22 protein-coding genes are annotated in these 20039 nt (G+C 73.8%); 14 read left to right on the top strand and 8 right to left on the bottom strand.

Annotation, left to right across the window (positions count from 1 at the left end):
* Nucleotides 1-37: 37 nt before the first annotated feature.
* The gene (locus CYJ76_RS09365) at nt 38-673 is read left to right on the top strand and encodes a hypothetical protein (protein WP_144043070.1); all 636 of its coding nucleotides are present in this window, start codon (nt 38-40) and stop codon (nt 671-673) included.
* Between the two features lie 29 nt (nt 674-702).
* On the opposite strand, the gene CYJ76_RS09370 is transcribed toward CYJ76_RS09365, so the two are convergent.
* A complete protein-coding gene (locus CYJ76_RS09370; RefSeq protein WP_180802274.1) occupies nt 703-1113 on the bottom strand; it encodes an SRPBCC family protein in 411 nt (136 codons plus the stop codon).
* 68 nt (nt 1114-1181) lie between these two features.
* Nucleotides 1182-2900: a DUF885 domain-containing protein gene (locus CYJ76_RS09375; protein ID WP_101849949.1), complete on the bottom strand. Its 1719-nt coding sequence runs from the start codon at nt 2898-2900 to the stop codon at nt 1182-1184.
* 101 nt (nt 2901-3001) lie between these two features.
* Between CYJ76_RS09375 and CYJ76_RS09380 the strand changes: the two genes are divergently transcribed.
* Together CYJ76_RS09380 and CYJ76_RS09385 are read left to right on the top strand one after the other, a co-directional pair.
* Nucleotides 3002-3658 carry an MOSC domain-containing protein gene (locus CYJ76_RS09380; RefSeq protein ID WP_101849950.1) on the top strand — a complete coding sequence of 219 codons (657 nt, stop codon included), beginning with the start codon at nt 3002-3004 and terminating at the stop codon, nt 3656-3658.
* A gap of 492 nt (nt 3659-4150) precedes the next feature.
* Complete coding sequence (locus tag CYJ76_RS09385) at nt 4151-4735, top strand: DUF559 domain-containing protein (protein ID WP_144043071.1); 585 nt, start codon at nt 4151-4153, stop codon at nt 4733-4735.
* A gap of 143 nt (nt 4736-4878) precedes the next feature.
* On the opposite strand, the gene CYJ76_RS09390 is transcribed toward CYJ76_RS09385, so the two are convergent.
* Together CYJ76_RS09390 and CYJ76_RS09395 are read right to left on the bottom strand one after the other, a co-directional pair.
* Nucleotides 4879-5172, bottom strand: coding sequence for an acyl-CoA carboxylase subunit epsilon (locus CYJ76_RS09390; protein WP_144043072.1), 294 nt, complete (start codon nt 5170-5172; stop codon nt 4879-4881).
* Complete coding sequence (locus tag CYJ76_RS09395; protein WP_070704179.1) at nt 5169-6782, bottom strand: acyl-CoA carboxylase subunit beta; 1614 nt, start codon at nt 6780-6782, stop codon at nt 5169-5171. The genes CYJ76_RS09390 and CYJ76_RS09395 overlap by 4 nt, the downstream gene beginning before the upstream one ends.
* 23 nt (nt 6783-6805) lie before the next feature.
* Between CYJ76_RS09395 and CYJ76_RS09400 the strand changes: the two genes are divergently transcribed.
* The 6 genes from CYJ76_RS09400 to CYJ76_RS09425 are packed head-to-tail and all read left to right on the top strand — an operon-like array spanning nt 6806 to nt 11623.
* Complete coding sequence (locus CYJ76_RS09400) at nt 6806-7792, top strand: biotin--[acetyl-CoA-carboxylase] ligase (protein ID WP_101849952.1); 987 nt, start codon at nt 6806-6808, stop codon at nt 7790-7792.
* 51 nt (nt 7793-7843) lie between these two features.
* Nucleotides 7844-9058 (top strand): adenylate/guanylate cyclase domain-containing protein, encoded by a 1215-nt coding sequence (locus tag CYJ76_RS09405; RefSeq protein ID WP_101849953.1) that lies wholly within the window; start codon nt 7844-7846, stop codon nt 9056-9058.
* The gene (locus CYJ76_RS09410) at nt 9051-9863 is read left to right on the top strand and encodes an enoyl-CoA hydratase/isomerase family protein (protein WP_101849954.1); all 813 of its coding nucleotides are present in this window, start codon (nt 9051-9053) and stop codon (nt 9861-9863) included. The genes CYJ76_RS09405 and CYJ76_RS09410 overlap by 8 nt, the downstream gene beginning before the upstream one ends.
* Nucleotides 9860-10579: a response regulator transcription factor gene (locus tag CYJ76_RS09415; RefSeq protein WP_256374417.1), complete on the top strand. Its 720-nt coding sequence runs from the start codon at nt 9860-9862 to the stop codon at nt 10577-10579. The genes CYJ76_RS09410 and CYJ76_RS09415 overlap by 4 nt, the downstream gene beginning before the upstream one ends.
* A complete protein-coding gene (locus CYJ76_RS12910) occupies nt 10576-11001 on the top strand; it encodes a hypothetical protein (RefSeq protein ID WP_101849955.1) in 426 nt (141 codons plus the stop codon). Before CYJ76_RS09415 ends, CYJ76_RS12910 begins: the two co-directional genes overlap by 4 nt.
* Nucleotides 10970-11623, top strand: coding sequence for a sensor histidine kinase (locus tag CYJ76_RS09425; RefSeq protein WP_238138214.1), 654 nt, complete (start codon nt 10970-10972; stop codon nt 11621-11623). Before CYJ76_RS12910 ends, CYJ76_RS09425 begins: the two co-directional genes overlap by 32 nt.
* Nucleotides 11624-11695: 72 nt before the next feature.
* Here CYJ76_RS09425 and CYJ76_RS09430 read toward each other — a convergent pair whose 3' ends face one another.
* Nucleotides 11696-12358, bottom strand: a complete 663-nt coding sequence (locus tag CYJ76_RS09430) for a GtrA family protein (protein WP_101849957.1) — start codon at nt 12356-12358, stop codon at nt 11696-11698.
* Between the two features lie 64 nt (nt 12359-12422).
* Between CYJ76_RS09430 and CYJ76_RS09435 the strand changes: the two genes are divergently transcribed.
* The 5 genes from CYJ76_RS09435 (at nt 12423) to CYJ76_RS09455 (ending at nt 17488) form a co-directional block, all read left to right on the top strand.
* On the top strand, nt 12423-13640 hold the full coding sequence (locus CYJ76_RS09435) for a 5-(carboxyamino)imidazole ribonucleotide synthase (protein WP_070704194.1): 1218 nt from the start codon (nt 12423-12425) through the stop codon (nt 13638-13640).
* Nucleotides 13637-14212 (top strand): 5-(carboxyamino)imidazole ribonucleotide mutase, encoded by a 576-nt coding sequence (purE, locus tag CYJ76_RS09440; protein ID WP_070704197.1) that lies wholly within the window; start codon nt 13637-13639, stop codon nt 14210-14212. The genes CYJ76_RS09435 and purE overlap by 4 nt, the downstream gene beginning before the upstream one ends.
* Nucleotides 14209-14781 carry an NYN domain-containing protein gene (locus CYJ76_RS09445; protein ID WP_070704200.1) on the top strand — a complete coding sequence of 191 codons (573 nt, stop codon included), beginning with the start codon at nt 14209-14211 and terminating at the stop codon, nt 14779-14781. Before purE ends, CYJ76_RS09445 begins: the two co-directional genes overlap by 4 nt.
* 115 nt (nt 14782-14896) lie before the next feature.
* Nucleotides 14897-16066 carry an acyl-CoA dehydrogenase family protein gene (locus CYJ76_RS09450; protein ID WP_101849958.1) on the top strand — a complete coding sequence of 390 codons (1170 nt, stop codon included), beginning with the start codon at nt 14897-14899 and terminating at the stop codon, nt 16064-16066.
* 285 nt (nt 16067-16351) lie between these two features.
* Entirely contained in the window at nt 16352-17488 is a 1137-nt protein-coding gene (locus CYJ76_RS09455) for a polysaccharide deacetylase family protein (RefSeq protein WP_141494311.1), read from the top strand.
* Between the two features lie 87 nt (nt 17489-17575).
* On the opposite strand, the gene CYJ76_RS09460 is transcribed toward CYJ76_RS09455, so the two are convergent.
* Genes CYJ76_RS09460 through CYJ76_RS09470 form a run of 3 tightly spaced genes read right to left on the bottom strand, consistent with a single transcriptional unit; the run spans nt 17576 to nt 19829 of the window.
* Nucleotides 17576-17935, bottom strand: a complete 360-nt coding sequence (locus tag CYJ76_RS09460; protein ID WP_238138215.1) for an AzlD domain-containing protein — start codon at nt 17933-17935, stop codon at nt 17576-17578.
* Nucleotides 17936-17940: 5 nt separating this feature from the next.
* Nucleotides 17941-18615 carry an AzlC family ABC transporter permease gene (locus CYJ76_RS09465; RefSeq protein WP_101849960.1) on the bottom strand — a complete coding sequence of 225 codons (675 nt, stop codon included), beginning with the start codon at nt 18613-18615 and terminating at the stop codon, nt 17941-17943.
* A complete protein-coding gene (locus CYJ76_RS09470; RefSeq protein ID WP_238138212.1) occupies nt 18612-19829 on the bottom strand; it encodes an LCP family protein in 1218 nt (405 codons plus the stop codon). The genes CYJ76_RS09465 and CYJ76_RS09470 overlap by 4 nt, the downstream gene beginning before the upstream one ends.
* Between the last annotated feature and the right edge of the window lie 210 nt (nt 19830-20039).

The following is a 20039-nucleotide window of genomic DNA, read 5'->3' on the forward strand; positions in this document are numbered from 1 at the left end:
GCGGTCTACTTGGACCACAACGCTCTATCCTGAGTAGGTGCTGGAGGAACTCGAGGTCACCGATCCCGCCGCGGTGCGCGTCCTGACCAGGGGTGGATCGGCAAGGTGGTTGGCGCCCTACTTCGCGGGGCCGTCGTCCATCACCGATGCCGCCGATCACCTGGGCGAGTCGCTGGGACGCACGCACTACTGGACGCGGCGGCTGCACGACCTCGGCCTGCTCCAGGTGGTCGAGACACGGCCCCGTGCCGGGCGCCCCGTCCGGCTCTACCGGGTGGTCGCCCGGCGCTTCGTGGTGCCGCCGGCACACCTGCCCGCGGGCCACCTCGAGCGCATGGTCGCCGGCTCCCACCGGGTGCTCGCCGAGGCCCTGCACCGGGCGCTGGTGGGGGAGGCGCCGATGGCCCTGGTGGTGCACCAGGAGGCGGGGCAGGCGGGCGTGAGCGTCTCCAACACCCCGACCCCGTCCTCCCCCGGCCAGCGGCCGGACCGCAGCAGCATCCACAGCAGCGTGCACCTGTCCCTCGAGGGCGAGGAGGCCGAGGAACTCGCCCGGGAGCTCGGAGCCGTGCTGCGCCGCTGGTCCGAGCGGTGCGGTGGCCGGACACCGGCGAGGGGACGCACCGACCACGTGGTCCTGGTCGCGATGGCGCCGGTGCCCGGTTCCCGCTGAGTCACCGGGGGCACCCGGCTCCCGCGCGCTCAGGCGACGGCGGCCAGCGCTGCTGCCCGGTACAGGTCCGCCCGGATGGCGGGCACCGCGGTGAGGGTCAGCAGCCGGCCCAGCCCCAGCGGCCCGTGGACGACGAACCGCGGCACGGCCTGCGAACCCGCGCCGTGGGGCAGGAGGTCCAGCCGCAGCCAGGCGCGGAACGCCCCGAAGCGGCCCTCCTCGACCCAGTGGGTCGGGCGCTCGGCGACGGTCAACCGCATCGACGGGGTGATGCCCGGCACCACGGTGACGTCCCGCCAGGTGGTGCCGGACGAGGCCACCGGGCCGCCCCCGGCGGGGCGCACGGCATCGACCCGGCGCAGGGAGGACTGCCACTCCGGGCGGCGGCGCGGGTCGACCAGCAGGTCGTAGAACGTGTCGGGCGGCGCAGGGCAGGGCACGGGCCGTCCGGTGACGGTGTCGGCGGGCGGGAGCCCCCTCGCCCCGCGCCCACCGTCGGGGGAGCGACTCATGCGCCGCGGAGCACCGCCTCGCGCAGGGTGTCCAGGCCCATGCCGCCCAGGTCCAGCGCCCGGCGGTGGAAGGCCTTGAGATCGAATTCCTCACCGCGGGCCTCGGCACGCGCGCGGCACTCGTCGCGCAGCTCCAGCCACAGGCGCTCGCCGATCTTGTAGCTCGGCGCCTGGCCCGGCCAGCCCAGGTAGCGGTCCAGCTCGAAGCGCAGGAAGCCCTCCTCCATGTTCACGTAGTGGGTGAGGAAGGCCCACGCCTTGTCGTAGTCCCACTGGCCGCCGCCCACCAGCTCGGGGGCCTCGAAGCCGCAGTGGAAGCCGATGTCGAGCACCACGCGGGCGGCGCGCAGCACCTGACCGTCGAGCAGACCCATGCGGTTGCCCGGGTCGTCCATCCAGCCCAGGTCGGCCATGAGCCACTCGGAGTACAGCGCCCACCCCTCGCCGTGCCCGGAGGTCCACGCGGCCAGTCGGCGCCAGTCGTTGAGCAGCTCCTTGCGGTACACCGTCTGCGCCACCTGCAGGTGGTGGCCCGGCACGCCCTCGTGGTAGACGGTCGTCAGCTCGCGCCAGGCGGAGAACTCCGTGACGCCCTTGGGCACCGACCACCACATCCGCCCCGGGCGGGAGAAGTCGTCGGACGGGCCGGTGTAGTAGATGCCGCCGGTCTCGGTGGGGGCGATCATGCACTCGATGGTGCGCACCGGCTCGGGGATGTCGAAGTGCACGCCGCTGAACTTCTCGATCACCTCGTCGGCCTTGCCCTGCATCCACTGCTGGAGGGCGTCCTTGCCGTGCAGCTGGTAGGCCGGGTCGGCGTCGAGCACGGCCACGGCCTCCTTGACCGTGGCGCCGGGCTTGATCTGCTCGGCGGTCTCGCGCATCAACCCGTCGATGCGGGCCAGCTCGGCCTGCCCCCAGGCGTAGGTCTCCTCCAGGTCCACCTCGGCGCCCAGGAAGTAGCGGGAGTGCAAGCGGTAGGCCTCGATGCCGCAGGCGTCCTCCTCGCGCGCGGTGGGCAGCACCTCCTCGGTCAAGCGGCGACCGGCGGCGGCGTAGGCCTCCTTGGCGGCGCGGGCGTTGGTCTCCAGCAGCTCGCGGACGTCGGCGGGCAGGTCGGAGCCGTCCTCGAGGCGGGCGTCGCGCGCGAAGGCGTCGAAGAAGCCGCCGTCAGCGGAGTTGTCCTCGCACTGACCGATGCAGGCGCGCACCTGCCGCTGTGCGGGCACCTTGCCGGCCTCGCGGGCGTGGGCCAGGGAGGCGAACCAGCCGTCCAGCGCGCCCTCCACGGCGCCGAGGCGCTGGGCGATGGTGCGCCACTGCTCGGCGGTGTCGGTGGCCATGAGGTCGAACACGTCGCGGAAGCCCTGCAGCGGGGAGGCGATGTTGTTCAGCGCCCCGTGCGGGATGAGCGCCTCGTGCATCTCCAGCTCCAGGCCGAGGCGCTCGCGCATGGCCTCCAGGGTCACGCGGTCGGTCTCGTCCACCGGCTCGGCGGCGTCGAGCTTCGCGAGCGTGTCGCGCACCAGCTCGGCCTGCTTCGCGAGGCCCGCGGGGGAGACGTCGTCGAGACGCGTCTCGTCGCCGGGCACACCGAGGTAGGTGGCGGCGGTGGGGGAGAGGGCCACCTCGGCGGCCAGCTGGGCGTCGGCGATGGCGTCGATCGCCGTCCTCTCGCGGGCGGGGGCGGTCTGGGGTGCAGTGTCCTGGGTCACAGGCGGACGGTACCCCGCCGGGCGGGCGCGCGTCAGCCACTTTCCCGCGGCTCGGCACCCGGCCCGCCGCGTGGCGGGTCCACCGCGGCTACCGTGCGCGCATGGACTCGCACGTGCTCTCCACCAACCTGGCCCACCCGCAGCCGGACCCGGGCGGTGCCGACCGGGTGAGCGGCATCGACAAGCGGCCGGTGGGGGAGCTGGAGCTGTTCACGCCGGGGCCGGCCTACGGCGACGGGCCGGGCGTGCGCGGCGACGTGGTGGGCGACAGCCAACATCACGGCGGGGCGCAGAAGGCGGTGTACGCCTATGCCCGCGAGGAGCTCGACCACTGGGAGGGCGAGCTGGGACGGGAGCTCGCCTGCGGGGCGTTCGGGGAGAACCTGACCACGACCGGCATCGACCTGGAGGCGCTCGTGGTCAACCAGCCGCTGCGCATCGGCACGGCACTGCTGGAGGTGTCGGTCCCGCGCCGGCCATGCCGCACCTTCGCCGCGTGGCTCGACGAACGGGGCTGGCTCAAGCGGTTCACCGCGCGGGGGCGGTGCGGCACCTACCTGCGCGTGGTGGAGCCGGGCGTGGTGCGGGCGGGGGACCGCATCGAGCTGGGCCGGGCCCCGGTGCACGGCGTGACGATGCGGACCGCCTTCGCCGGCGCGATGGGGGACCTCGAGGCCTCCCGTGCCCTGGTGGAGGCCGCCTGCCTGCCGTCGATGTACCACCAGCGCCACGTGGAGGCCCTGGCCCGCCGCGGCTGAGGGGCGTCTGCCCCTCCCTGGCCGCCCTCCTCTGGCCACCGTGGGCAACCGGTTGACCTCGCGACAGTCGTGGGGTCAACCGGTTGCCCACGGTTGGCTGCGTGGGGTCACGGCTGTGGATGACGAGTGCCCTGAGGCGGACGGATCAGCCAGCATCCGGCCATGGACAGAGCGTCGTTCAAGGCATACCGGACCACTCGGGGCCATCGCGTGACCACACCGGACGGCCGCGTCACAAGCCGGATGGCGCTGCAGGACGCGGGGGCCTGGAGCCCGACCCAGGGCCTTCTGGTCACCTCGGCCACACGGTGCCATGAGGTGGCCCGGGCCGTGCTCGAGGTGCTGCCGGCCCACTGCGTGCTCAGCCACGTGACGGCCGCTCGGCTCCACGGACTCCCGCTGCCGAGCATGTGGACACCGCACGAGCCCGTTCACGTCAGCGTGGAGCCCCCGCTCACCCCGCCCCGTCGTCGCGGTGTGAAGGGGCATCGGGTGAGGGGCCTGACGGTGGCTGAGGTGGGCGAGACGCGCTGCACCTCGCTCGCCCAGACGTGGGCGCAGATGGCGGTCGTGCTCGGGGAGGCGGACCACGTGGCCCTGACGGACGCGGTCCTCGGGCGGCGCTGCCCGGTGGAGGGCCTCGTCACCCCGGACCTCCTGGCGAGCAGGCTGCGGGCCGGGAGCAAGGGCAACTCCCGGGCCCTGCGCGCCCTCGCGCAGGCCGATGCCGGAGCCGCCTCCGCACCGGAGAGCCGCCTGCGGCTCCTCGTGCTCACATGGGGAGTGCCGGCGCCGGCGGTGAATGCGCCCGTCCTCGACGTCGACGGCCAATGGTTGGCCACCGGCGACCTGGTATGGCGCGACCAGCGCGTGGTCCTGGAGTACGAGGGCGACCACCACCGCACCGACCGCCGGCAGTGGCAGCACGACATCTCGAGGACCCGGCTGCTGGAGGTTGCCGGGTGGGCGGTCATCCGCGCCACGGCTCGAGACCTCCGACGCCCCGCGCAGCTGCGCGAGGCACTCCTCGTGGCGCTGGCCCGTGGCCGAGCCGATGGGGAACGGCGAGATCATTGAACGGTCAGGTGGCGTGGGACCACCTCAGGCGACTGTGGGCAACCGGTTGACCCCATGACAGTCACGGGGTCAACCGGTTGCCCACAGTCGGCGTTGGCGCGCTCCAGAGGTGAACCGGTTGCGCCGTCGGGTGCCGCCGGGTCTCAGCGGGGGAGGCCGGAGGCCCGCCAGGCGCCCGGTCCGGCAACCACGGCACCGCGGACCCCGGAACCCGGCACGCCCCAGCGATTGGTGCGCTCCACGGCCGGGGCCTCGCCACCACCGAGGGCGGAGAACACCACCGTCAGGGCGGCCACCTCCTCGGCCGAGGCGTCCGCCGGCAGCGTGACCACGGGCTCACCGGCCGTGCCAGCCGCGTCCGCAGCCGCAGTCGAAGCCGCGTCCTCCATGCCGGGGACCGCAGCCGCGTCCCCGGCCTCCCGCGTCGCCGGGCTCACAGCGGGATGTTCCCGTGCTTCTTGGCCGGCAGCGTCTCGCGCTTGGTGCGCAACGCCCGCAGGGCCTTGGCCACCTCGGCGCGGGTGTCCGCCGGGCGGATCACCGCGTCCACGTAGCCGCGCTCGGCCGCGATCCACGGGTTGGCCAGCGTCTCCTCGTACTCCGCGATCCGCTTGGCGCGCTCGGCCTCCATCGCCTCCGGGCCGCCCTCGGCCTCGGCGGCCGCCAACTGCTTGCGGTACAGGATGTTGGCCGCCCCCTGCGCGCCCATCACGGCGATCTGCGCGGTGGGCCACGCGAAGTTCACGTCCGCACCCAGGTGCTTGGATCCCATCACGTCGTACGCGCCGCCGTAGGCCTTGCGCGTGATGACGGTGACCAGCGGCACCGTGGCCTCGGCATAGGCGTACAGCAGCTTGGCACCGCGGCGGATGATGCCGCCGAACTCCTGGTCGGTGCCGGGCAGGAAGCCGGGCACGTCCACGAGCGTCAGCACCGGGATGTTGAACGCGTCGCACATGCGCACGAAGCGGGCGGCCTTCTCGCTGGCGTCGATGTTCAGCGTGCCGGCGAACTGCATCGGCTGGTTGGCCACCACGCCCACCGAGCGGCCCTCCACACGCCCGAAGCCGCAGATGATGTTGGCCGCGAACAGCTCCTGCACCTGCAGGAAGTCGCCGTCGTCCACGATCGACTCGATGACGGTGAGCATGTCGTAGGGCATGTTCGCCGAGTCCGGGACGAGCGTGTCGAGCGCCTCGTCCACGTCGGCCGTGGCGTCCTCGGCCTCGAAGACCGGCGCCTCGTCGAGGTTGTTCTGCGGCAGGTAGGCCATGAGCTCGCGCACGTACTCGAGCGCGTCGGCCTCGTCGCTGGCCATGTAGTGGGCCACGCCGCTCACCGAGTTGTGGGTGCGGGCACCGCCGAGGTCCTCGAAGGTCACGTCCTCACCGGTGACGGTCTTGATGACGTCCGGCCCGGTGATGAACATGTGGCTGGTCTGGTCCACCATCACCACGATGTCGGTGATGGCCGGCGAGTACACGGCGCCACCGGCGCAGGGGCCCATGACCAGCGAGATCTGCGGGATGACGCCCGAGGCGTGCACGTTGCGGCGGAAGATCTCGGCGTACAGGCCAAGGGCCACCACGCCCTCCTGGATGCGGGCGCCGCCGGAGTCGTTGATGCCCACCACGGGGCAGCCGATCTTCAGCGCCAGGTCCATGACCTTGACGATCTTCTCGCCGAAGACCTCGCCGAGGGAGCCGCCGAAGACGGTGAAGTCCTGGGCGAACACGCACACGGTGCGGCCGTCCACGGTGCCGTAGCCGGTCACCACGCCGTCGCCGTAGGGGCGGTTCTTCTGCTGCCCGAAGTTGGTGGACCGGTGGCGGGCGAACTCGTCGAGCTCCACGAAGGAGCCCTCGTCCAGGAAGGCGTCGATGCGCTCGCGGGCGGTCTTCTTGCCCTTGGCGTGCTGCTTCTCGACGGCGCGCTCGGAGCCGGCGTGCAGGGCCTCGGCCCGGCGGCGCTCGAACTCGGCCAGTCGCCCGGCGGTGGTGGTCAGGTCGATCTCGGGCTCGCTGCCCGCGGATCCGTGCTCGGTCATGCGCGCCACCCTAACGTTGGCCTGTGACCCACCTCTCGCACACCGACCACAGCCCTGCCCCCCAGGACTTGGAGGACCCCGACAGCCGCCTCGACCTGCCGGCGGTGCGCGGCGCCCTGCGCGCCCTGGCCGCGGACCGCGGCCCGGTCCACGACCCGGTGGGCCGCGCGCTGTCCGACCTCGCCGACGGTCTCGTGCACCACGCCAGCCTCCCCAGCACGCAACCGCTGGCCCTGGCCGACGGCACCCCTTGGCGCGCGGTCTCCACCGACCACCAGACCGCCGGCCGGGGACGGCTGGGGCGCGGTTGGGAGAACCCGCCGGGCTCCGGCATCGCGGTCTCGGTGGTGCTGCCCCTGACCGGCGGGGTCGATGCCGTGGACCTCGCTCTGGCGGCCAGTCGCACGCCGCGCTGGGGGCAGGTGCCGCTCTGCGTGGGGGCGGCGGTCCACGAGGCGCTGGCGGCCCTGGGTCTGCCGACGGGGGTGAAGTGGCCCAACGACGTGCTCTCGCGGACCTCCGGGCGCAAGCTCGCCGGCATCCTGTGCCAGGTGGGGGAGGGCGGCCGCTCGGTGGTGGCCGGCATCGGCCTCAACGTGTGGCCCACCGCGGGGCTGTCGGCCGAGGCCGCGGGGCGCTCGGCGAGCGTCTGCGACGAGCTCCGTGCCGTCCACGGCCCCGGCTGGGTGCCCCCGGCAGACCTCCGCGAGCAGGTGCTCACCGGGGTGCTCCACCGGCTGGCCGTGTGGCACGCGGCCTGGCTGGCCGAGGGGGTCGCCCCCGAGCTGGCGGACGCCGAGCACGGCCCGCTCACCGACCGGTTGGCCGCGGTGAGCGCCACCCTCGGCCAGGAGGTGGACCTGCACCTGCCCGGCGGTGAGCTCGTCCGGGGCACGGCGACCGGTCTGGCGCCCTCGGGCGGGCTGCTCGTGGAGGTCGCCGGGGAGCCGGGGGAGGGGCCGCGCGAGTTCCAGGCGGCGGACGTGGTCCACCTCCGCCCCGCGACGTGACCCACGTGACACCATGTACCGGTCCAGGCCGATGACGGGAGGAGGAGCCCCATGGAGCGCATGCGCGACGTGCGACCCGTGCACGGCGAGCAGCCCTTCCTGAACCACTCGCTCCCCTCGGCGCTGCCCCCGCACCGGCCCGCGGAGGTCGCGGACCCGCCCGCGCGCACCATGGACGCCATCGCCGAGCGCATCATCGGGCGCCGGCGCACGATGCGGCGTGGCGAGGTGGCCCGGCACGCGGGCGTCCCGCTGCGCGTGGCACGCCGTTTCTGGCGGGCCCTGGGCTTCCAGAACGCCCGCGCCGAGGACACCGTCTTCAGCAATGCCGACCTCGAGGCCCTCACGGTGGCCCGGCGGCTGCTGGGCCGCTACGAGATCGACGAGGACGTGCTCATCAGCCTGATGCGCGGCATCGGGACCACCACCGAGCGGCTGGCCACCTGGCAGGTGGAGGTGGTGGCCGAGCGCCTGCAGGACGCGGAGCGCTACCGCCGGGAGCCCCGCCGCGAGCTGGGCGCCTGGGACCACCCGGACGCCTCCGTGGTGGCCGACGGCACCGAGGGCCTGGCCGAGCGCGTGACCCCGGAGGTCGCCGAGGCCACCGGTGTGGTGCTGGCCGACCTGGCCGACGACCTGGAGCGCCTCGTGGGCTACACCTGGCGCCGCCACCTCACGGCCTCGCTCTCGACGCTCTTCGCCGACGCGAGCTCCGAGCTGGCCGCCGGCGTGAACCGCTCGGTGGGCTTCGCCGACATGGTCTCGTTCTCCGAGCGCGTGGCCCGCTCCAGCGACGTGGAGATCGCCCGCCTGGTGACGCGCTTCGAGGAGCTCGTCGTCGACGTGGTGCGCCGCTACCGGGGGCGCGTGGTCAAGACCATCGGCGACGAGGTGCTCTACCAGGCGCTGGACCCCCGCTCGGCGGTGCTCATCGCCCACGACCTCGTGCGCGCCGCCAACGAGGACCCGATGCTGCCGCCCCTGCGGGTGGGTGTCGCCACGGGGAGGGTGTTGCTCCGCCTCGGCGACGTCTACGGTGACACCGTCAACCGCGCCGCCCGCCTCACCACGAACGCCGCGGCCGGGACGGTGCTGACCGACCCCGAGACCGCGGTGGCCCTGGCGCACGACCCGGCCTGGCGCTTCGCGGTACTGGAGCCGCGGACGTTGCACGGCATCGGCCCGGTGACGCCGCACCACCTGTTGTCCGTCCCTCCCGGTGCCTCGGCCCGGGGCCACCTCACGTTTGGAGAGAGCCATGAGTGATCCGTCGACCCCGGACCGCCCGGAGGACTGGGTCCGCATCGAGCGGCACGGCGAGGACGGTGAGGTGGCCGAGCTGGTGCTGGCCCGCACCGGCGCCATGAACGCCATCTCCACCGAGATGGCCCGCCGCATCAGCGCCGCCACCGACGAGCTGGCCGCCAGCGACGTGCGCTGCGTGGTGGTCACCTCCGCCCACGAGAAGGCCTTCTGCGTGGGGGCGGACCTCAAGGAGCGCAACTCCTTCACCGACGCCGACCTCATGGAGCAGCGCCCGGTCACCCAGCGCGCCTACGGCGGGGGGCTGGACCTGCCGATGCCGACCATCGCCGCCGTCGACGGGTTCGCCCTGGGCGGTGGCCTGGAGATCGCGCTCTCCTGCGACGTCCTGGTGGGCGGCGAGGGCGCCCTGCTGGGTCTTCCCGAGGTGTCCGTGGGCGTCATCCCCGGCGGGGGCGGCACCCAGCTGCTGACCCGCCGCATCGGGTGGAGCCGCGCCGCGCGCGCCATCTTCACCGCGGCCAAGTACCCGGCCCCGGAGGCCGCAGAGATCGGCATCGTCGACGAGCTGGTCCCGGCCGGTTCCGCCCGCGAGAAGGCCCTGGAGATGGCCGCGACCATCGGCCGCAACTCCCCGGTGGGCCTGCGCAACGCCAAGCGCGCGATGCGCCTGGGCAGCGACGTGGACCTGCGCACCGGCCTGCAGGTGGAGGACGCCTGCTGGCGCGCCACCGCCTTCTCCGGTGACCGCGCCGAGGGCGTGGCCGCCTTCGCCGAGAAGCGCGCACCGAAGTGGCCGGGCAAGTGAGCGAGAGCACCGTCCACGAGACGGGTGAGCCGCTGGTCGCGATCCTCGCCGAGGACGACGAGGACATCGCGCAGCCGCTGGCGCGCGCCATGCGGCGCGAGGGATTCGACGTGACCGTCGTGGCCGACGGGCCGAGCGCTCTCATGACCGCCCGACAGGGGTGCACCCTGCTGGTGCTCGACATCGGCCTGCCGCGCATGGACGGCCTGGAGGTGTGCCGCCGCCTGCGCGCGGAGGGCCACACCTTCCCGGTGCTCATGCTCACCGCCCGCGCGGGCGAGATCGACACCGTCGTGGGCCTGGACGCCGGCGCCGACGACTACGTGACCAAGCCCTTCCGCCTGGCCGAGTTCCACGCCCGGGTCCGGGCCCTGCTGCGTCGCCGTGCCCCGCACGAGACCGGCCTGGACGGCGCGGACTCCGATGACGGCCTGCGCATCGACTCCTCCGCCCGCCGCGTGTGGGTGGACGGCGAGGAGGTCACCCTCACCGCCAAGGAGTTCGACCTGCTCCACATCCTGGTTCGCGACCGCGGCCGGGTGGTGAGCCGTGACCAGCTCATGCGTGAGGCCTGGCAGACCGACTGGGTGGGGTCCACCAAGACCCTGGACATGCACGTCTCGGGCCTGCGCAAGAAGCTCGGCGACGACCCCAACGCCCCGCGCTTCGTGGCGACGGTCCGTGGGGTGGGCTTCCGGCTGGTCACCGAGGAGTGAAGGCCCTCGCGCAGGTGACCCTGCGCCGCCTGTGGACCGACGTGGTCCACCGGGCGGTGCGGGTGGCGCAGCTCAGCGCCCTGTTCCCCCTGCTGGTGGCCGTGGGGCTGGGCATCTGGGCCACCCTCGACCTGCCCGGGCCCCCGCTGTGGGCCTGGCTCGGGGTGCCGCTGGCGGTGCTGGCCGGGCTGCGCCTGACCACGCTGTTCAACGCCCGCCGCGTGCACGAGGCGCTGGACGGGCCGGAGGCCACCATCGACGCCCTGGCCCGCCGCATCCCGGGCATGGGCACCGGTGAGAGCACCCGCGCCCGCCCCGGAGCCCACCGGCATCGCGGAGATCGACGACCTGGCCGATGCCGTGCAGCGCCGCGCGGTGCACCTCACCCGGATGGTCACCTCCCAGCGCCGACTGGCCGGTGACGCCGCCCACCAGCTGCGCACGCCGCTCTCGGCGCTCACCATCCGCCTCGACGAGCTGGCCCTGGCCGAGTCGGCCGAGGAGGCCCGCGAGGTGGCCGAGGAGGCGCACACCCAGGTGGAGCGCCTCACCGCCGTGGTGGAGGAGATGCTGGAGACCGCCGCCAACTCGGCGCTGGCCACCATGGACATCCTCTCGCTGGACGAGGTGATCGCCGCCCAGCAGCGGGAGTGGCAGCCGCTGTTCAGCGAGCAGCGCCGGGGGATGCGGGTGACGGGCACCTTCGGGCTGCACGTGGCCTGCCCGCAGGGGGTGCTCTCCCAGGTGCTCTCCACCCTCATCGAGAACTCGCTCACCTACGGCGAGGGCATCATCACCCTGCACATCGAGCACAACGGCCCGTCCGTCCAGCTGGTGATGAGCGACGAGGGGCCCGGCATCAAGCCGGAGATCGCCGACCTCATCTTCGAGCGCGACGTGACCGCCGGGGGCGGCACCGGGCGCGGCCTGGCCCTGGCGCGGCAGATCATCACCGCGGTGGGGGGCCGCCTGGAACTGCTCGACGAGCGGCACGCCACCTTCGGGGTGTTCCTCTCCGAGCCGGCGGAGTCACCCACCCGCTGAACGCCGCAGGCGCCCTCCGTCGATGGGGGCAGGGCGTCTGCGTGCGCGTCGCGGGGTGCGGAGGCCGCGGTGTCACGCCGCGGTGCCGACCTGCTGGTGGTCGGGGTCCTCGTGGTGGCCGGAGTCGCTCCGGTGGCCGGAGTCGCTCCGGTGGCCGGAAGCGTCGTGGTGGTCGACCTCCTCGTGCACGCCGTAGGGGCGCACCACCGACTCGGGGTCGTCGTCCTCGTCGTGTGGCTCCAGCTCGTCGCCGAGCTCCTCGGTGAACACGAAGGTGCGGTAGGCCCAGAACCGGAAGAGCGTGCCGAGCACCAGGCCCACGCCGTTGCCGGAGATGTTGTCGGCCAGCTGCGAGCGGAAGTCCAGGACGTAGTGGCTGAACCAGAGGCAGGCCAGCGCGATGAGCAGGCCGAGCACGTTGAAGACGACGAACAGCAGCGCCTCACGGCCGACGTCGGCGCGGCGGGCGTGGCGGAAGGTCCAGTAGCGGTTGCCCAGCCAGGCGAAGGCCGTGGCCGCGGCGGTGGCGACGACCTTGCTCGTGAGGGGGTGGTCGCCCAGGACGCCCTCGGCGGCGGCGTCGGTGGAGAGCACGGGGCCGTACATGAGCAGGTTGTACAGGCCGGCGTCGATGACGAACGCGAGGAGGCCGATCACCCCGAACTTGCTCGCCTCGCGGGTGAGCACCCCCAGGGCGCGGCGCAGTCCGGTGGTCTGGTGGTGCTCGCTGGTCATTGGGCACACGGTACGCGCGCGAGCGGCCGCGGCCGCTCCGACGCACGGTGGATATCCTCCGGGTGTGACAGACGCCTCCCCCCTCCTCGTCAACCGTCCGCAGGTCCCCACCGGGGCGCCCGTCGTGGGCATCGTCGGCGGCGGCCAGCTGGCCCGCATGTGCGCCGGTCCCGCCACCGAGCTCGGCCTGGGGGTGGTGGTGCTGGCCGAGTCCACCGACGCCGCGGCCGCGCAGGTCTTCCCGCAGGCGCCGCTGGGGCGCGCCGACGACCTGGAGGCGCTGCGCGAGCTGGCCCGCGTGTGCGACGTGGTGACCTTCGACCACGAGCACGTGCCCGCCGACGTGCTGGCCGTGCTGCAGGACGAGGGCGTGGCCCTCCACCCGGCGCCGGACGCCCTCCTGCACGCCCAGGACAAGGTGGTGATGCGCCGCGCCCTCTCGGAGGCCGGCCTGCCGGTGCCCCGCTGGGCCGAGGTGACCAGCACGGCCGCGCTGGAGGAGTTCGCCGCCGGTGAGTGGCCGGTGGTGCTCAAGACGCCGCGGGGCGGTTACGACGGCAAGGGCGTGATGCTCGTGGACGGCCCCGCCGACCTGGAGCGCGCCGCCGCGTGGTTCGACCGCGCCGAGGGGGCTGCGTTGCTCGCCGAGCAGGCCGTGGCCTTCCGCCGCGAGCTCGCGGTGATGGTGGCGCGCACGCCCTCGGGGGAGGTCCGCTCGTGGCCGGTGGTCCACACCGTGCAGGAGCAGGGCATCTGCACCCGCGTGGAGGCCCCCGCGTCCGAGGTGGACCGGGCGCTGGCCGATGACGTGCGCCGTACCGCCGAGCAGCTCGCCGAGCAGCTGGGCGTCACCGGCGTGATGGCCGTGGAGGTCTTCGAGACCGGGGCCCCCACCGAGGAGGACCGCGGCTGGGTGGTCAACGAGCTCGCCATGCGCCCGCACAACTCCGGCCACTGGACCCAGGACGGGTCCACCACCGACCAGTTCGAGCAGCACCTGCGGGCCGTGCTCGACATGCCCCTGGGTGAGACCGCCCCGCGCAGCACCTGGACCGTCATGGCCAACGTCCTGGGCGGCGCCGCCGAGGACCTGCACGCCGCCTCGCGCCGCGTCATGGCCGGTGACGCCGCCGCCCGCATCCACCTGTACGGCAAGGAGGTGCGCCCCGGGCGCAAGGTCGGGCACGTCACCGTGTGCGGTGACGACCTGGACGACCTGCGCCGGCGCGCCGAGACCGCCCGGGCCCTGCTGGAGGGCACCGACGAAGGAGAGACCGCATGAGCCACCTGCGCACCAGCGCCCCCGCCGATGTGAGCATCGTCATGGGCTCCGACAGCGACTGGCCCGTCATGGAGGCGGCCGCCGCGGCCCTGGAGGAGCTGGGGGTGAGTCACACCGTGCAGGTGGTGTCGGCGCACCGCATGCCCACCGAGATGATCGAGCACGGGCGCACGGCCGCCGATGCGGGGTACCGCGTCATCATCGCCGGCGCCGGGGGAGCGGCCCACCTGCCGGGCATGCTCGCCAGCACCACCCCGCTGCCCGTCATCGGCGTGCCGGTGCCCCTGAAGCACCTCGACGGCATGGACTCGCTGCTGAGCATCGTGCAGATGCCGGCCGGCGTGCCGGTGGCCACGGTGTCGGTGGGCGGCGCGCGCAACGCCGGCCTGCTCGCCGCGCAGATCCTGGCCGCGGGCACCGACGAGGAGTCCCTCGCCCTGCGCCAGCGGATGGTGGAGTTCCAGTCCTCGCTGCGCGACGCGGCCCACGCCAAGGGCGAGGCGCTGGCCCGTAGGCTGCAGGGGCAGGGCGAACCCGCCCCGTCCACACCGACCGCCGAGGACCCGCGATGAACCCCGCCGCCCCCGAGCGCACCACCTACCTCCTCGTCGACGGCGAGAACATCGACGCCACCCTGGGCAACTGCCTGGGCCGCCGCCCCCAGCCCGACGAGCGCCCCCGGTGGGAGCGCCTGCTGACCCACATGCAGCAGGCCTGGGCCCAGCCGGTGCAGGGCCTGTTCTTCCTGGCCGCCAGCACCGAGCACCTGCCGATGAACTTCGTGCAGGCCCTCATGGCTATCGGCTACAAGCCGATCCCGCTGTCCGGTGGGCCGGACGAGAAGGTCGTCGACATCGCCATCCAGCGCACGCTGGACGCGCTCGCCGAGCGCTCCGACGACGTGGTGCTGGTGAGCCACGACGGCGACTTCCTGCCGCAGATGACGCGCCTGCTCGACGACGAGGACCGCCGCCTGGGCCTCATGGGCTTCCGCGAGTACCGCAACGCGGGCTTCGTGGAGCTCGAGGAGCAGGGCATGGAGACCTTCGACCTCGAGTACGAGGTGCACGCCTTCAACGCGCGCCTGCCGCGCATGCGCATCATCCCGATCCACGAGTTCGACCCGCTCGAGTTCCTCTGAGCCGGGCCGTGAGCGCGAGGGCGGCGGCACCCTGCACGGGGTGTCGCCGCCCTCGTGCGTGCCCGGGAGTGACGGGGGTCACGAGGCAGGTGGGGCCGCGCCGTACGATGGCCCGGTGAGCGACTTCGACCTGTACACGCCCAGCGACTTCCACGAGACGGTCCGTGAGGCCATCCGCCCGCTCGTGCGCGACAAGATCGCGCCCGCCGCCGCAGAGGTGGATGCGACCGGCGAGTTCCCGCAGGTCGCCTACGACGCGCTGCGCGAGACGATGTTCCACGCCCCCCACATCCCGGAGGACTACGAGGGCCTGGGGGCCGACGCGCTGGCCACCTGCATCGTCATCGAGGAGGTGGCGCGCGGCTGTGCCTCGAGCTCCCTCATCCCGGCCGTGAACAAGCTGGGCACCATGCCGCTGATCCTCGCCGGCAGCGAGGAGGTCAAGCAGAAGTACCTGCCGCCGGTGGCCGCCGGGGAGGCGATGTTCTCCTACGGGCTCTCCGAGGCCGGGGCGGGCTCGGACACCGCGGGCATGCGCTGCACCGCCACCGAGCAGTCCGACGGCAGCTTCGTGCTCAACGGCCAGAAGTCCTGGATCACCAACGCCGGGGTCTCGGAGTACTACACGGTCATGGCCGTCACCGAGCCGGACGGCCCCCGCGGTCGCAACGTCACCGCCTTCGTGGTGGAGAAGGACGACGAGGGCTTCTCCTTCGGCGAGCCGGAGAGCAAGCTCGGCATCAAGGGCTCGCCCACCCGCGAGCTGCTCTTCGAGAACTGCGTCATCCCGGCCGACCGGATGGTGGGCGAGCGGGGCCAGGGCCTGAAGATCGCCCTGCAGACGCTCGACCACACCCGCGTGACCATCGGCGCCCAGGCCCTCGGCATCGCGCAGGGCGCCCTCGACGCCGCGCTGGCGTACGTCAAGGAGCGCGAGCAGTTCGGTCAGCCGATCGCCGGCTTCCAGGGCGTGCAGTTCATGCTCGCCGACATGGGCATGAAGCTCGAGGCGGCCCGCCAGCTGGTGTACAACGCGGCCGCCAAGTCGGAGCGCAACGACCCGGGCCTGACCTACTTCGGTGCCGCGGCCAAGTGCTTCGCCTCCGACGTGGCCATGGAGGTCACCACCGACGCGGTGCAGCTCTTCGGCGGCTACGGCTACACCAAGGACTTCCCCGTGGAGCGCATGATGCGCGACGCCAAGATCACCCAGATCTACGAGGGGACCAACCAGGTGCAGCGCATGGTGATGGCGCGCCAGCTGCTCAAGGGCCTGCCCGGCTGAGACCGGCCAGGCAGGTGGGGTCTGTGCGGGGACTGTGAGGCTCTCGACGGGCTCCCGTGAGGTGCACCCCGGCTAAGGTCGGGGTGCACCCCGTCAGGGGGTCGTGTGCGGGGGGCGGCCCCGGCACGACGGCAGGGGGAACGGGCCGAGGGGGCCCGGGCCACCCGCGCGGGCCGAGAGGGTCCGCACAGCGGCCGGACCGAGGGGGTCCGCGCCGTCACGGACGGGTCGAGGGGACCCGCCGTCATGACAGGTGGGCGGGGGCCCACCGAGGAGGGGAACACCATGACCGCACACGACCGTGTCCGCCTCGTGCGTCGCGGCGCCGCCTGGTGCGTCGCCGTCACGATGCTGGCCACCGCCGGCGCCCTGGCCCGCGAGGACCGGGTGCCGGGGGCGGAGTCCGGCGGCGTGCCGGCGCAGTCCGTGGCCGAGGCCCGGGCCGTCGCGGCGCGTGACACCGTCACCGCCTCGTCCACCTGGACGCTGGGGGTGGCCGCCACGAGCACCACCGTCCGGAAGGGGCCGCGCAGCACCTACGCCGCAGTGCGGGTGCTGGCGCCGGGCAAGCCGGTGGAGTACTCGCAGGTCACCAACGGGTGGGGCCGGGTGCGCGAGGGGGAGTGGGTGCGCCTGGAGCACCTGCGCTCGCCGGGCGCCAGCCGCACCCGGTGGACCCTGGGCACCACCAACGTCCGCTTCGGGCCGTCCACCGGCAACTCCGTGGTGGGGAGGCTGTCCGCGGGCACGCGCGTGACCGGGCCGGTGGTGGGCGGCTGGCAGCACGTCGGCGACCACCGCTGGGTGTCCACCTCGGCCACCACGCCCCGCACCGCCGCCCGGCGCATCCTCAGCTGGCCCACCGGGGAGAAGGTCGCCTACCTGACCTTCGACGACGGACCCCACCCGCGGTACACCCCGCAGGTGCTCGACGTGCTCGACAAGTACGACGTGCCGGCCACCTTCTTCGTCGTCGGGTCGTGGGCGAAGGCCTACCCCGGCCTGGTGGCCCGGACCCGCGCCGAGGGCCACAAGGTCTCCAACCACTCGTGGAACCACCCCGAGCTGTGGGACCTCACGAGCCCGCAGGTGGTCAAGGAACTCACGAGCACGCAGGCCGTCATCGGTGGGCCGCCGAAGTGCTTCCGCCCGCCGTACGGCGCCACCAACGACCGCGTGCACGAGGCCGCGGGGTCGGCCGGCTTCGGCTACTCGGTGCTGTGGAGCGCCGGCGGCAACGACTGGCAGCGCCCGGGCGAGAAGGCCATCGTCGACGACGTGGTCAAGCGGATGACTCCCGGTGGCATCGCCCTCATGCACGACGGGGGCGGCAACCGCTCGCAGACCGTCGCGGCGCTGGACGACATGATCCGCCAGCTGCGTGCCCGGGGCTACACCTTCAGGACCCTGCCCATGTGCTGACCGCACGACGCCGCGACGGGGTCCACCGGACGGTCGGTGGGCCCCGTCGTCGTGCGCCGCGCGGGGGAGAGGGGAGGGGGGCGCCGGTCAGGACCAGCCGAGGGCCCGGGCCAGGGCCACCGAGGCCGCCCCGAGCACCACCACCAGCAGGAAGGGCGCCCGCATCCACAGGGCCACCACGGCCACCCCCAGTGCCACCACGCGGGCGTCCAGCTGGAGTCCCTGCCCGGAGGCGAGGGTGTTGGTGGCCGTCAAGGCGGCCAGCAGGCCCACGGTGACCATGGCGGCCAGGTCCAGGGCGGCCGGCCGCTCGAGCAGGGTGCGCGGCAGCAGGTACCCGCCGAGCTTGAGCGCGAAGGCCAGCCCGCAGGCCAGCAGCAGCCAGGTCCACGAGGTGGCGGGGGCGTCGGCGGCGGCCGGGGCGGCGAGCACCGCTGCAGCGGTCACGGGGGTCACGAGGTGCTCCGGAGGGTCTCGGGGCGGCTGGCCCACCCCGCGGCGGCGGCCACGACCGCGGCCCCGAGGATGGGCAGGCCGGCGGGCACGGCGGGCACCAGGGCCAGGGTCACCACGGCCGCCAGGACCGCGATCACCACCGGCCGCCGGGCGGAGAGGTGGGGCCACAGCAGGCCGGTGAACGCGGCCACCGCGGCGCCGTCCAGGCCGAGGGCGTCGAGTTCGCCGATGCGGTCATCCGCCACCGCTCCCAGCGCGCTGAAGGCCACCCAGAAGACGTACACGCCGAGGCCCGCGGCCCAGAACCCGCGGCGCTGCTCGGCCCGGTCCTGCTGGGCCACCGCCACGGCGGTCGACTCGTCGATGGTGAGCTGCGCCATCGCGGCCCGCTCGGGCGCGCTGCGGGGCGGGACGAGCGTGGCCAGGCGCAGCCCGTAGACGGTGTTGCGCACGCCGAGCAGGGTGGCCGCCCCGGTCGCGGCGGCGGGGGAGCCCCCGCCGCCGACGACCCCGATGAAGGCGAACTGGGACCCGCCGGTGAACATCAGCGCCGAGAGCGCCACCGCCTGCCAGGCGTCGAGACCGCTGGCGACGGCAAGGGCGCCGAAGGAGATGCCGTACAGGCCGGTGGCGAAGCCGACCGAGAGCCCGGCGCGCTGGGCCGGGGTCACAGCCCGTCGGGCAGGTCGCCGCCCTCGCGCAGGGCCTTCCACAGCTCGCCGGCCCTCTCGTCGTCCCACTTCACGGCCCAGCCGTGCTCGGTGCGCAGCGTGGAGTCGCTCACTGGGACGGTCACCTGCCGGTCGCCGCCGCTGGCACGGCGCACCGCGTTGAGCGCCATGCCGATCTCCAGCATTGAGTCGTGCTCGTCCACCGTGAGGTTGGGCGTCACGGCACTGCCCACCGAGTGCAGGCGCCAGGGGAGCAGCACGTTGGCGGGGGTGAGCGCCTTGGAGCTGATGGCCTTGAGGAACTCGCGCTGGCGCTCCACGCGGCCCAGGTCGCCACGCGGGTCGAAGTACCGGGCGCGCACGTAGGCCAGGGCGGTGACGCCGTCCATCTCCTGGCAGCCCTTCTTCACGTCGAGGTGGGCCTTGTCGTCCTGGATGTCCTGCTTGGGGCAGAGCTCCACGCCGCCGAGGCTCTCCACCACGTTGGTGAAGCCGCCGAAGCCGATCTCGGCGTACCCGTCGATGCGCAGGCCGGTGTTCTGCTCCACGGTGTCGATGAGGAGCGGGGCGCCACCGGTGTTGTACGCGGCGTTGATCTTGTTCTCGCCCATGCCACGGATGGGCACGTAGGAGTCGCGGGGGATGGAGACCAGCGACGGGGCCCCCAGGACCGGCACGTGGACGAGCATGATCGTGTCGGTGCGGCGTCCCGCGCCACCGCCGGTGCGCAGCCGGTTGCGGTCCTCGGCGGAGAGGTTCTCGCGGCTGTCCGAGCCGACGAGCAGGTAGTTGCGGCCCGCGGTGTCGGCCGGGCGGTCCCCCCAGGTGGGCATGGCGTCGGTGCGCTCGACCTTGTTCCACGAGTCGACGACGGCCCAGACCGTGCCGGCCAGCCAGAGCGCGACCACGACGACCACGGCGGTCAGCGTCCGGCGCACCGGGTGGCGGCGCCGCGGTGCCCGCTCGAGGCGGTCGGCGCCGCGGGTCGGGCGGGGGGCGTCCTCATGGGCCAGCCCGTCGTGCTCGGGGTGCTCGACGGCCGCGGCGTACCCGGCCGGCTCGTCGTACCGGCCGCGCGGGTCGCGGCGGTCGGAGCGGTCGGTGTACCGCGGGTCCTGCTCGGGGCGACCGATCACGCGGGTGCGGTCCCGGCGCGCCTCGGCGTCGCGGGGCACGCCGCCGCGGCGCGCCGGACGGTCGGGGTGCGGCGGCACGGGTCCCCGCCCGGCCCCCCGGGAGGTCACACGGCGACGCCCGCGTGCGTCACGGTCCCGGCCGGAACCGGATCTGCCCCAGTCGCGGGGATCGCTGTCGTCATGGCGGTCGGTCACTCACCAGAGCCTAGGTGTTCTCGGTCATCAGGTTGGTGACAGTCGGCTGGTGGGTGGGAGTCCTCTCAGGGCGCTGTGGCCGCGGTCAGTGTT

The organism is Kytococcus schroeteri (assembly GCF_002847825.1).
GTDB classification, from domain to species: Bacteria; Actinomycetota; Actinomycetes; order Actinomycetales; family Dermatophilaceae; genus Kytococcus; species Kytococcus schroeteri.